The 13,682-nt window shown below is 39.7% G+C and carries 7 protein-coding genes; 3 read left to right on the forward strand and 4 right to left on the reverse strand.

Annotated elements, in window-relative coordinates; translation table 11 throughout:
* The first annotated feature begins 159 nt into the window (after positions 1 to 159).
* Complete coding sequence (locus AACU32_RS22405; RefSeq protein ID WP_096603349.1) at positions 160 to 1,791, forward strand: serine/threonine-protein kinase; 1,632 nt, start codon at positions 160 to 162, stop codon at positions 1,789 to 1,791.
* Here the strand turns inward: AACU32_RS22405 and AACU32_RS22410 are convergent, their stop codons facing one another.
* From AACU32_RS22410 to AACU32_RS22425, 4 genes are all read right to left on the reverse strand, one after another.
* Positions 1,792 to 2,262 (reverse strand): response regulator, encoded by a 471-nt coding sequence (locus AACU32_RS22410; RefSeq protein WP_096603351.1) that lies wholly within the window; start codon positions 2,260 to 2,262, stop codon positions 1,792 to 1,794. It lies immediately after the preceding gene.
* A gap of 381 nt (positions 2,263 to 2,643) precedes the next feature.
* Positions 2,644 to 3,234 carry a chemotaxis protein CheB gene (locus tag AACU32_RS22415; protein WP_096603353.1) on the reverse strand — a complete coding sequence of 197 codons (591 nt, stop codon included), beginning with the start codon at positions 3,232 to 3,234 and terminating at the stop codon, positions 2,644 to 2,646.
* Complete coding sequence (locus AACU32_RS22420) at positions 3,234 to 4,064, reverse strand: CheR family methyltransferase (RefSeq protein WP_096603354.1); 831 nt, start codon at positions 4,062 to 4,064, stop codon at positions 3,234 to 3,236. The genes AACU32_RS22415 and AACU32_RS22420 overlap by 1 nt, the downstream gene beginning before the upstream one ends.
* Before the next feature lie 941 nt (positions 4,065 to 5,005).
* Positions 5,006 to 8,629, reverse strand: coding sequence for a response regulator (locus tag AACU32_RS22425; protein ID WP_096603356.1), 3,624 nt, complete (start codon positions 8,627 to 8,629; stop codon positions 5,006 to 5,008).
* A 489-nt stretch (positions 8,630 to 9,118) separates the two neighbouring features.
* Between AACU32_RS22425 and AACU32_RS22430 the strand changes: the two genes are divergently transcribed.
* Both AACU32_RS22430 and AACU32_RS22435 read left to right on the forward strand, forming a co-directional pair.
* Positions 9,119 to 9,688 (forward strand): heme NO-binding domain-containing protein, encoded by a 570-nt coding sequence (locus tag AACU32_RS22430; protein ID WP_096603357.1) that lies wholly within the window; start codon positions 9,119 to 9,121, stop codon positions 9,686 to 9,688.
* Complete coding sequence (locus tag AACU32_RS22435) at positions 9,678 to 13,568, forward strand: response regulator (protein ID WP_096603359.1); 3,891 nt, start codon at positions 9,678 to 9,680, stop codon at positions 13,566 to 13,568. The genes AACU32_RS22430 and AACU32_RS22435 overlap by 11 nt, the downstream gene beginning before the upstream one ends.
* The last annotated feature ends 114 nt before the right edge of the window (positions 13,569 to 13,682 follow it).

Below are 13,682 nucleotides of genomic sequence, written 5' to 3' on the forward strand. Positions count from 1 at the left end.
GGCAAATGACAATGTATTATTAAAAAGACAAAACTGTTGCGATAATAGGGAGGTTTTCCCACTTAAGGGAGAAGCAATTTCTGCGGAAATGCTTTAAAAATCAGGACTTAGTACTTATCTGCTCACTTCGGACTCAAGACTCAAAACGCAAAAATCTTTATGTTAGCAGGTACAACTTTACAGGGTGGAAAATATACCCTAAATCAAGAAATCGGACGCGGTGGCTTTGGTATTACGTTCAAGGCTACGCATCATTACTTAGGTCAGGAAGTAGTGATTAAAACTATCAATGAACGGCTGCGACAACATCCTGATTTTGCCAAGTTCGAGCGCCAATTCCAAGATGAAGCCAGACGATTAGCTACTTGTATCCACCCAAATATTGTACGGGTGAGCGACTTTTTTGTGGAAGAAGGTCTGCCTTACATGGTGATGGAGTATATTCCCGGCGATACCTTGGGTGATGCATTTGTTTTACCAGGGATACCGTTACCAGAAGCAACTGCAATCCATTACATTCGGCAAATTGCAGCAGCTTTGCAGGTAGTACATAATAATGGTTTACTGCATCGGGATGTCAAGCCAGATAATATTATCCTCCGCCAAGGAACTCAGGAAGTAGTGCTGATTGATTTTGGCATCGCCAGAGAATTTAATGGCGGTGTGAGACAGACACATACGGGTATGGTTTCTGAAGGCTATTCCCCAATTGAACAGTACCTCACACAAGCGCCACGCACACCAGCTACAGACGTATATGGCTTGGCAGCTACATTATATGCATTGTTGACAGCCCAAGTTCCCTTGCCGGCACTACTGCGCGATCGCGAACAAATGCCAACTCCTCGCGAACTGCAACCCCATCTCAGCGCTGCTGTCAATCAAGCAGTTATGCGTGGTATGGCGGTAGAATCTCGCTTTCGTCCCGCAACGGTTACCGAATGGCTGAAACTGCTACCCGGCGAGGCCGTAAATACCGTACCCCAATCTGTACCAACTCACACCGTAGCAACTATTAATTTATCGCTTCCAGAACAGGAAGAATTTCTGAAGAGAACTACCAAAAAACACATTGATGCCGCATCAGTGATGAAAAAGGCGAGAATGCTGGCTCAGAAACTAGCATCTTCTAAAGTGTTTATCGGCACTAGCGTTGCTGTGGTGGCGGCGACAGCAGGTTTTGGTATTACTAGTATGCGCCCAAAACCTCTTCCACAGGCACCAGAACAGCAGCTGTTTACCCAGCCGACAATAGAAGCAAGTCCGCAACAACCCGTTGTTAATTCTACACCTTCCGACACAACTAAAGAAGCGCAAGCCACTTCTGCTTCGGAAACTACACCAGTTTCGACTTCTTCAAGGCGCAGACGCAACCGCCGTGTTTATCAAGAAGAATCTTCCTCCACCAGGCGCAGTAGGCGTTCTGAAGAACAATCATCGCCACGTCAAAATAATCAACAACCTGCATCTCAACCTGCACCTAAAGTTTCCCCTTCCCCCTCTCTCGTGGAAACATTACGAGAAATTCGCTCATCTCGTTCTCGTAGCACTACCTCTTCACCAGCAGTAGAAAATAACTCACCTACTACTCCTAAAAATTCCCCTCCCGCAAAATCGGAGAAACAGTCAACTCCTGTGGTTATACCAGCAGCGCCAGCACCAGTAGAATCTAAAAGTTCGGCTCCTCCAGCTGTAGTAGTACCAACCCAGGAAGTCAAACAAAATTCTAGCAGTGAAAATCAATCCCAGAAAAGTGAAAAGTTGCCAGAACAACCACCAGCCAGCCAATAATTAGCTAAAAGTCGATGCTTTGCAAGCAGGATGAGTTCCATAACTGTTTTTGAGAACATTTGCCACAGAATTGACAAATTCCATTGGTTCTATTGGCTTGACAAAGTAAGCCTGAAATCCTGATGCCAAAGCTTCTTGTTCAACGGTATCTTGAGAATAGGCAGTGAGAGCGATCGCTGGAATTTGTTTGAGTCGCTTTGTGGACATTTTTCTAATGATCCGCATCAGGGTACAACCATCTATTTCCGGTAAGCCAATATCGCAAAGCAATATATCGGGTTGCGTTTGTTCTAGAACTGCTAGTGCTTCATCCGCTGATGCTGTTACTGCTACATTTGCTCCTGAATCCTCTAGTAAAAAGGTGAGTAAGAGTTGTGTATCCTCATTATCTTCCACCACTAAAACTCTTAACCCTTCTAAAATCAGAGAATTTTCCGGAACTTTCGTATTTAGGCTATTTTCAGAAGCCATATGTTACCCTATCCCCAAATTTTATTCCGAAAGTTAATAGTTTCTTCAGAATTCTAGCAGATAAAAAAAATATGAGCAAAGGATTAAATTTAGGCTTTAAATGGATGAAAAAAACCAGGATATCTTATTAAATTTATACCTTTGGGTAGATGAAAAATTTTATATTTGAATAATAAATATATTTTTTTCCTGGCTCAAATATAACAAGGGAACTCCAAGAAATAAATTATCCGACTCTTAGGGGCACGGCACCGATAAGATATCGCTAATAGCGAAAGTTTGTGGATGTTCCCTACAATGGGGATATTTTTTTATTTGGAAGTCCCCAAAACTTACCAACTGGAATAATTCATACACCATACCTTTATCGGTGGGGTAATTTCATCCTTTATACTTCATACTTGGTTCCTTCAGTTGACATAGGTAAACTAATTTTTTGGCAATTGCTTCTAGGGGTAAAATCCAGTCTACAGCAACAGCATTAATAGCAGCTTTTGGCATTACAGGACATTCAGCGGTAGTAGGTTCTTGAACAATTGCAATACCAAAGTGCAACTTCACCATTTTTAAACCTTGCACACCATCTTCATTCGCTCCTGTTAAGATCACACCAATCACTTGCGCACCATAAACATCAGCAGCAGACTCAAACAAAACATCAATTGAAGGTCGAGCATAGGAAACAGGCTCATCTGTAGAAAGCGCAAAAAAACCTGGTTCAACTAACAGGTGGTAATCAGCAGGTGCTAAATAAACATATCCTGCTGAAATTTCATCTTTATCTTCGACTTCTCTGATTTTTAAGGATGTATATTCCTGCAATATATCTCTCAATTTATCACGAGAGTCTGGATGGCGATGTTGCACAACTATAATGGGAGATTTCAAATCTTCTGGAATATTTTGCAGCAAAATTTTTATCGCAGATAACCCCCCGACAGATGCACCAATTACCACAATTTTAGCTGCCACTAATTCAACCTCCGATAGAGCTTTTCACCTTTGACAAGCTCCTGGTATTGTTGGTCATGGTTAGTAAAACGAATTGATTCTTGCCTTCCTAAACCTAGGATACCAAAAGGACAAAGGCTATGATAAAAAAGTTCATGTACGCGCTTTTGGAGAATTTGGTTGAAATAAATTAAAACATTACGACAAATAATTATATGAAATTCATTAAAAGAACTATCTGTTGCTAAGTTATGTTGAGCAAAAACCATATTTTGTCGTAAGGATGCACGAAAAATAGCATTATCATAAGCTGCGGTATAGTATTCAGAAAAAGACTGTTTTCCACCTGCTTTAAGATACAGTTGGGTGTAATCTTGCATGATTTTTAAAGAATAAATGCCAGTTTTAGCTTTTTGCAGTACTTTTTCATTAAAATCAGTAGCATAAATACGGCAACGTTGATAAAGATTTTCCTCTTGTAATAAAATCGCCATTGAATAAACTTCCTCTCCCGTTGAGCATCCAGCGTGCCAAATGCGAATAAAAGGATAGGTACGCAACAACGGAATTACTTGATTTCTCAAAGCAACATAAAAACTCGGATCGCGAAACATTGAAGTTACATTTACTGTGAGACTCAGCAAAAATCTTTCTAAACAATGCTGATCGTGCAGCACCCGCGCTTGTAAATCAGAAACGCTGGTGAAACCTTCTTTGCGCAAAAAATGATGAATACGACGTTTGAGAGAAGATAAGGCATAATTGCGGAAATCGTAACCCCAATAGCGGTACACTCCTTCAATTAGTAAATGAATTTCGATATCCTCTAATTTTGGTTTAGGTGAATTCATAGCCAGAGCAAGCAAGCATTAATTAGTGACTTTGCTGTAAATATTGCAAAACCAATATTTCACAATTGTTGGCTCTTTCTGGAGAAATATACATTGCTCTGTACCCAATATATTGAATAATACTTATTTGTAGAATACAATTTTGATTGTAGTGTCACGACTGTCTCAAGTCAGATAAGTAGATCATCTGATAGTTAGAAGCTTAAAGATTTATCTGATAATTCTAGTCAAAATTAATAAATTATAAAGATATTTCATATTAGCCATAATCAAATGTAAAATACCTAGTGACTTGATTGTCAATAAAATTTTCTGCCTGCATTTGCGCTTTATTTGTAATTTTATTTAGTAACCAATTGCTTATTAAGAAAATATTTATCAAAATAATATTACGCTAAAAATGCCAAAACCAGGTTGCTCAACGAAACCTGGTTATTCTTGCAATCGACTTGTAATGAAAATCAGCTTTATACCAATTCTATGTGCAGTTGCGCTATATTCGCCCTCACCCTCTAAGGGTGCGGCTACGCAAACAAAGCTCTCCTTTGTGGGCTGAATTATTTAGCCAATAAAAGTGGGCTTTGTAACGATAGCGGACGGGCTTCGAGTTTGCGGGCGGTCGGGTAAGCGAGAGTGTATATCCCTATTGAGAGAAGAAACCCACAATTCGCTATCAGCATCCTTCAAGAAGTTGGTGATATTGCACCCCATCAAAATTTTTAGCGACAACTTAAATAGAATTGTTATATGGCAGTCCTAAATGAGTTACAAACATTTTTCCTCCTTGTCCCTTTTGTCCCTTTTGTTTGGATATCAAATAGAATTGTTATATTACTATTTAATATGGTTTAAAGTAGAGTGCATCTGCTACCTACCAAAAGTAGATGTTTTATCTATCTAAGGTTAAATATGGATGTGGTGGCGGTGGTAATTCCAGCATTTTAGCGATATAACCAAACCCGCAATAAAGAAAGTAATTGCTCTGTATCTACAGGTTTAGTAATATAATCTGATGCTCCGGCTTCGATGCATTTTTCGCGATCGCCTTGCATGGCTTTCGCAGTTAAAGCAATTATCGGTAGAGAACGGAATTGCTGCTGCTGACGGATAGCACGAGTTGCTTCATAACCGTCCATTTCCGGCATCATCACATCCATCAATACGGCATTGACATCAGGATTAGCTTGCAATATTTCTATACCATCTCTACCATTTTCTGCAAAAAATACTTGCATTTGGTAACTTTCGAGCAAGCTGGTGATGGCGAAAATATTGCGCACATCGTCATCTATAATTAAAATCTTTTTCTGTGCAAGTATGGGATCGGAACTGCGAAGCTGCTCTAAAATTTGCCGCTTTTGCTGGGGTAAATTAGCCTGGATACGATGTAGAAATAAAGCAGTTTCATCGAGTAAACGTTCAGGCGATCGCACATCTTTAATAATTATAGTTTCCGCCAGTCGTCGCAATTGGGTTTCTTCTTGACGGGAGAGTTCTTTCCCTGTATATACAATGATGGGAATCTTCACTAAGTCAGATTGTTGTTTAATTTGCTCAATTAGTTCTAACCCGTTCATATCAGGTAGCCCTAAATCCAACACAATACAATCAAACCGCTGCGATCGCAGTGTCGTTAAAGCGGCGACAGCTGTATTAACTGCGGTACTTTGAACATCACCATTACCAATCAATTCAATAATACTGCGGGCTTGTACTGGGTCATCTTCAATTACGAGTAAATTTTTAACTTTCCGCTCAATAAAAGCTTTAATATTAGTTAACGCCTCTGTTAGTTGTTCTTTAGAAACAGGTTTTTGTAAGTAAGCGATCGCTCCCAAATCTAACCCACGTTGCTGCCGATCATCAATAGATAGTATGTGTACTGGAATATGGCGAGTTTCTAAATTATGTTTGAGACGGTCTAACACCATCCAACCATCCATATCTTGCATACAAACATCTAAAGTAATCGCATCAGGTTTAAACTGTTGTGCTAGCGCCAAACCTTGTTGACCATGTAAAGCCACCAAAACTTTAAACCCTTGTTGTTGTGACATTTCTAGCAAAATGCGAGCAAATTTCACATCATCTTCAATTACCAGCAAAACTCTGTCACCGGCATGAATAGTTTCTCTATCGTCAGCAATTTCGGTTTGGGGATTGGGGGAAATAGGGACTGATAAAGATGGAGAAACACGCTTTATTAGAGAAGTTTGCTGTTTATCTTCCTGGTTATTATCCCTCACAATTTCTCCGGCTTTACCTGTTACACTTGTTTGAATTCCTTGCAGCGGTAAATAAAGAGTAAAAGTGCTTCCCTGTCCTGGTTGACTAACCAATTCAATTCTCCCACCTAACAGATGAGCTAGTTCCCGACTGATAGATAAACCCAAGCCTGTTCCGCCATATTTGCGGCTAGTTGTACCATCTGCTTGTTGGAATGCTTCAAAAATCAACTGCTGTTTTTCTTTTGCAATCCCAATACCTGTATCGCTAACAGCAAAAGCAACTGTGTCTTTATCTGCTAACCTAACTTCTAAACTTACTCCTCCTTGTTCAGTAAATTTAAAAGCATTCGCCAACAAATTATTCAAAATTTGTTGTAACCGTTTGGGGTCACTTTTAAATTTATCTGGCAATTGCCGATCTAATTCTAGATTAAAAGTTAGTCCTTTATTTTGCGCTAGTTGTCGGAAGTTTGCTTGCAAGTGACTTTGTAAATCAACAAAATTAAATTGCATAATTTCGAGATTAAACTTACCAGATTCAATTTTAGCTAAATCCAAAATATCATTAATTAAGGCTAATAAATCATTGCCAGCAGCATAAATAGTTTGGCTATATTCAATTTGTTTATCTGTTAAATTACCCTGAGAATTTTCTGACATTAATCTGGCTAGAATTAACAAACTATTCAGCGGTGTTCGTAACTCATGAGACATATTTGCTAAAAATTCTGACTTGTATTTGGAAGATAAAGTTAATGCTTTCGCTTGCTCTTCCAAAGCCAGCCTTGCTTGTTCAATTTGTTGATTTTTAACCTCAACTTCTCGTTTTTGCACTGCTAATAATTCTGTTCTTTCTTCCAACTCCTCATTTAAAGTTTGTAATTCCTCGTTAGATTGTTTTAATTCCTCCTGTTGTTGCTGCAAGAGTTGTTGAGATTCTTCTAACTCCTGTGCCTGTTTTTGTAATAGTTGGTTGCTGTTTTGCAGTTCGCCTTGTTGATTTTGTAATTCTTCAGTTAATGCCTGAGATTGCTCGAGGAGTTGCTGAGTTAGCATATCGGCATTAATCGCATTTAATGCTACGCCGATAACTTCACTTACTTGCTCTAAAAAAGTTAAATGTAATTCATTAAAAGCTGAAAATGATGCTAATTCAATTACAGCATTTACCTGCTTTTCAAATAACACAGGTAACACCACAATATTTAATGGCGGAGCTTCTCCTAAGCCAGAACTAATACGAATATAATCATGAGGCACTTGTGTTAGTAAAATTCTTTGCTTTTCTAAAGCACACTGACCGACTAAGCCTTCTCCTAGGCGGAATTGATTAGCTAAATTTTTTCGCTCTCTGTAAGCATAGCTACTAAATAACTTGAGTCTAGGCTGATTTTCTAGCGTATCCATTAAATAAATAACACCATGTTGCGCTCCGACTAAAGGCACTAACTTGGATAAAATTAACTCAGTAACAGTTACTAAATTTCTGCGCCCTTGCAGGCTGTTACTCAACTCAGCTAAGTTGGATTTTAACCAATTTTCTTCTTCATTTTTTTGCTGAGTTTTTTGTAAATTAACAATCATTTGATTGAAACTGCGTGTTAGTACACCTACCTCATCTTGGCGTTCTGTATTCGGTAAGTCAGCCGCTAAATCACCATCAGCAATCTTAGCTGCTAAGCGAGAAATTTTTTCCAGAGGTTTAGAGATATGACGCGATAAGAAATACCCAATCAAAGCTATCAATATAAAAGAGATGGGAATACCATAAGTAATAGTAGCAATAGTTTGTCTAGCGGCAACTTTTGCTTTGTTTGAGCGCTGAATTAATAATTCATTCTCCTCTGTTTTCATCTCATCAGTTAGGTTGCGGATTCTATCCATTAACCGCTTTCCCTCATCGCTGAGAATTGCCTTTCTAGCTGCTTCTAAGCCTTGAGTATCGCGCAAGTAAATAATTCTTTGCATCACAGTCAGCCTTTCGGCGATTAGCGGCTGTAACACATCCAGCTGACCTTGTTGTTGGGGGTTATCATTAGTTAAAGTGCGGAGTTTTTTCAGAGGTTGATCTAAGGATTCAATCGCCGCATGATATGGATCTAAATAACGCTTTTCACCAGTAATTATGTAACCACGCTGTCCAGTTTCTGCTTGTTGCAGTTTGCTATTTAAGTCTTGAAGCAATCCCAGAACTTGGTATGTATGATTTTCCAAGTATGAAGTGGTTATCAAGTCGTTAGTAGTGCGATAGGAGATGAATCCCAGCGCACTTAAAATTGCCAGACCTAGAGCGAAACTAGACCCAATTTTGCTGCCAATCTTTAAACGTTTTAACATTTCCAATTTTAATTATTAGTACCACTACATTTTTTAACATTTTTTATTTGATTTACGTTTACCATCTTTTCTAACTATAGGATTCTTACCTGATTTTGGAAATATTACGTAGTGGGTATTGCGACAAAAAACCGAATATGTAAGGCATTTACCACCTGAATACACTTAATTTTAATATTAAGTCATCGCTGCAAAAATCAAATCGAATTTAGATAACAACTTAAGTAATGACCTAAATATTATTTTTATTCCTGATAACCGAGAGATGTTGTGTAAAATATATTACTAATTGAAAAATTAAATTTTAATTAAAGTATTTTTTATACTTGTGTTTATAGAGATCAATATTAAATTGTACTGGATATGATTCTGTATAGCTTGATTACATTAGATATGTTAAATTACTCTCTATAATATTCAGTTTAAAAGCTACTAGCAAATCTGTAATATTACTTACGTATAAATACTGCTTTTTTAGGAGCTAGGGCAATGTACGGTTTAGTCAACAAAGCAATTGAAGAGATGATTTGCAAATACCACGATGAGGATACCTGGGAAAAGATTAAGCAAAAGGCTGAACTTGAGGATATCGACTTTTTTGTCGGTATGGATGCTTATTCTGACGATGTTACTTATCGTTTGGTTGGAGCAGCTTGTGAGGTATTGGGGATGCCGGCACACGAAATTCTCAAAGCTTTTGGAGAATACTGGGTTACCTATACTGCGGAAGAAGGCTATGGGGAGCTTTTAGCGAGTGCTGGAAATTCCTTACCCCAGTTTATAGAGAATCTTGATAACCTTCATGCGCGAGTAGGGTTGAGTTTTTCGCAACTTCGTCCCCCATCTTTTGACTGTGAACACACCAGTGAAAAATCGCTGGATCTCCACTACCAATCTACACGACAAGGATTAGCTCCGATGGTGATGGGTTTACTCCACGGATTAGGAAAACGCTTTCACACTGAGGTGGATGTGACTCAAACTAGTTTTCGTGAGCGGGGTGATGCTCACGATATCTTCTCAATTAAGTACAACCATTCTCACGCCGATGACAAATAATCAGGTTACTGAGTTCAGGCAATTCAGTCTTAGTGCTGGTCAATTTGCAACTTTGTTTCCCTTCCATCTGGTTATAGATCGACAGATGAAGATTGTCCAGATGGGTGAGGTACTTCAGCGCATTCTAGAACCGATGACAATCCTCGGTACTTCCCTAGAAGAACATTTCCAGATTAATCGCCCCAACTGTCCAGTTTACTTTGAAGCCATTTGCCAACAAACGCGATCGCTGTTTCTTTTGCAATCTCAACACAAAGAAATGCAGCTTAAGGGACAAATGGTATATCTGGAGGATTGCGATTATTTGGTGTTTATTGGCTCTCCCTGGATTACTGATATTGTCGATCTCAAGAAACTAGAACTGAGCATAGATGATTTTCCTCTCTATGACTCTGTTTCCGATTATCTGTTTCTCTTGCAAGCGAAAAATTCCGCCCTTGCAGATGCCAAAAAATTAACCACGAAACTCACACAACAACGGTCTGAATTAAGAGCCACAGCTTCAAGACTGAGAACGTTAATTGAAAGTTTACAGGTTGGTATTTTGCTAGAAAACGAGAACCGACAGGTTATTCTCGCAAATCAAGAGTTTTGTAATTTATTTGGTATTCCCCAACCGCCAGAAGCTTTACAAGGTAATGATTGTCGACAATCAGCCGAGATGAGCAAACAACTTTTTGCAGATCCAGAAAAATTTACCCAACGCTTGGATGACATCCTCAACAAAGGTGAAATAGTTGTCAATCAAGAATGGCAACTTCACGATGGACGAATGTTTGAACAAGATTATGTACCTATTATTGTTGATGAAAAATTTTATGGACATTTGTGGAAATATCGCGATATTAGCCTGCGCAAACAATCAGAAAATGCCTTGAGGTTAAGTGAAGAACAGTTAAAATTGGCTCTGGATGCAGTAGAGGAAGGACTTTGGGACTGGAATTTAGCGACTGGAGAAGTTTATCGTAGCCCACGCTGGTGCACAATGCTGGGATACGACCCAGAGGAGCTAGAAGACAATATTAAAGTTAGAAATAGATTGATTCATCCCGAAGACAAACGGTTGATGCAGCAACGACTGATAGAGCATATCAAAGGTAAGACAGCTTTTTATGAGGTTGAAGTCCGTTTTCTGACGAAATCTGGAGAATGGAAGTGGATTCTGGATCGAGGTAAGTTAGTCAACCGTGATTTCCAAGGAAAATTTCTGAGGATGGTAGGAACCCATCTGGATATTACCGAACGCAAACTCTCAGAAGCAGCGCTACAGCAGCAGTACCAACGCGCTTTGCTACTCAAGCAAATTACCGAAGAAATTCGTCAGTCTCTGCAACTAGAAAAAATTCTCCAAACAACAGTAACCGAAGTTCAGCGAATTTTGCAGGCCGATCGCGTTCTCATCTTCCAACTTAACCCTGATGGTTCTGGCAAAGTTGTGCAGGAAGCAGTAGTCCCAGAATGGTCAGTGATTTTAAATCAGGATATTTGCGATACTTGTCTTCAGAATAGATATCTAGATTTGTATCGTGACGGACGAATTAGTGTCATTTCTGATTTAGAGCACACTGAATTTAAACCTTGCAATATCGAGCAGTGTCAGGTGAAAGCCAATCTGGTTGTACCGATTTTGGTGCGGGAAGATTTGTGGGGATTATTAATTGTCCATCAGTGCGATCGCCCTCGAGAATGGACGGAATTAGAGTTAGATCTCCTCAAACATCTAGCAGATCAAATGAGTATTGCTCTCACCCAAGCGCAATTGCTGGTACAGGAAACTCGTCAAGCCGATTTGCTTGTACAGCAGAATGAAGAACTTAACCTTGCTAAACAAGCAGCGGAAACTGCCAATATAGCTAAGAGTAATTTCCTCGCCACCATGAGCCATGAAATTCGTACTCCCATGAATGCCATCATCGGCATGACTGGATTACTTTTGGATACTTCCCTTCAGCCTGAGCAACTTGATTATGTAGAAACTATCCGTAATAGTGGCGATACATTATTAACTATTATTAATGACATTCTCGACTTTTCTAAAATTGAGTCTGGCAATTTAGAGCTGGAAGAACAGCCCTTTGACCTGCAAGTTTGTGTAGAAGAAGCCTTGGATTTACTGGCTCCGCAAGCCGCCGCCAAAGGCATTGAACTAATGTACCAATTCCAACCGCGCACACCAGCCTTAATTATTGGTGACATTACCCGCGTGCGCCAGATTTTGTGGAATTTAGTCAGTAATGCTGTTAAATTCACCAATGATGGCGAAATTGTGGTCACGATCGCCGTGAAGGAGCAAGTTCTCAAAAAGAAAGCTACTACTGCCGATTATGTGTACTACGAATTTCTATTTACGGTGAGCGATACAGGTATTGGGATAGAACGCGATCGCCTGAATAGACTATTTAAGCCCTTCAGTCAGGTCGATGCTTCCATGACTCGACGTTATGGCGGTACTGGTTTAGGATTAGCAATCAGCAAGCGTCTGAGCGAAATTATGGGGGGCAGAATGTGGGTAGAAAGTGAACCTGGTAAAGGTTCTAGCTTCTATTTCACTGCAACGCTGCAAGTTGATGCTTCTGCCATCGAGAGTTCTTGGAGTATCTATCCAGAACTTTTTGGTAAGCGATTACTGCTAGCAGCAGATAACGCCAATTTGCGGAAATGCTTAACTTCGCAAATTCAGAGCTTGGGAGTAGATGTCCAAACTGTAAAATCCAGTATGGCTGCTCTGGGGTTAATGGCAGAAAATGACTTTGATATGGCGATATTAGATATTGATAGTTCCGACTTGAATATTCTCAATTTGATAGCTCAAATCCGGGCTATACCGAGACAGCAGAATTTACCTTTGGTAATGTTGAGTTTTAAAGGTAAGCAAACTGTAGAAATCAAGGAAATAGCCGCTGAGTTTACTGCTTTTTTACAGAAGCCTGTACGACAGTATCAGTTACACAATACACTCTTACAAATAGTGCGTGGTAACTGGTCTACCCGACGCATCGATCAGAAAATTACCATTCCTTCTTACTCTCGCTTACCAACAGCAAATCTGCCCAACATTGATGCTCAGCTGGGCCAAAGTTTGCCCTTGAAAATTCTCTTAGTTGAGGATGTGTTGGTGAATCAGAAAATTGCTCTGAAGATGTTGCAGCGATTGGGTTACCGAGCGGATGTGGCTAATAATGGGCGTGAAGCCCTGGAAGCCTTACAAAGGCAACTCTATGATGTTTTGTTTATGGATATCCAAATGCCGGAAATGGATGGTTGGGAAACAACTATCCGGATTCGTGAGGAATTTTCTGAGAGCGCTCAACCCTGGATCATTGCCATGACAGCCCATGCTCGTCCAGAAGATCGTCAGGAGTGTTTAACTGTCGGTATGGATGATTTCATCAGTAAACCGATTAGCTTGGAAGCGCTGGAAGCAGTTCTGAAAAAGTTTGATATTCAGCATCATCAAGCCTCAGAATCTCCCGAATCAATTGATGTAGCTGAATCTGCATTGCTCTCCACATCAACAGAATCGGCTGTACGAGAGGTAATTGACCCGCGTTGTCTGCAAGAACTGCAAGCTATGGCAGGTAGTGATGGCGATTCCCTAGTCGCTGAACTGATCCAGGTTTACCTAGAAGATACTCCTGAAAGAATCCAGACAATCAAGGATGCAGTTGCAGTTGGAGACCGATCGAAGTTACAAAAAGCAGCTCATGCTTTGCGATCGCCCAGTGTGAGTATTGGTGCTGTTCACTTGGGAGACATCTGTGAAACTTTAGAGAATGCTGCTCCAGAGCAATCATTAGAGGAACTTTCTGGGCTGGTTAATCAGCTAGAGACGGAATATAGTGATGTGGTAGCGGCTCTGCAAAACCTTAATTTCCTTTAATACTCAACCTCAGAAAATTTATAAAGTTCGTAGTGAGGACTTCAGTCCTTACTAGCAAATTTTCAAACATTGTCTTTTATTTTCCTAAATTAAATATATTAATCTCTAGCAAAT

The sequence above is a fragment of the Calothrix sp. NIES-2100 genome (assembly GCF_963875285.1).
Classification (GTDB): Bacteria; Cyanobacteriota; Cyanobacteriia; order Cyanobacteriales; family Nostocaceae; genus Aulosira.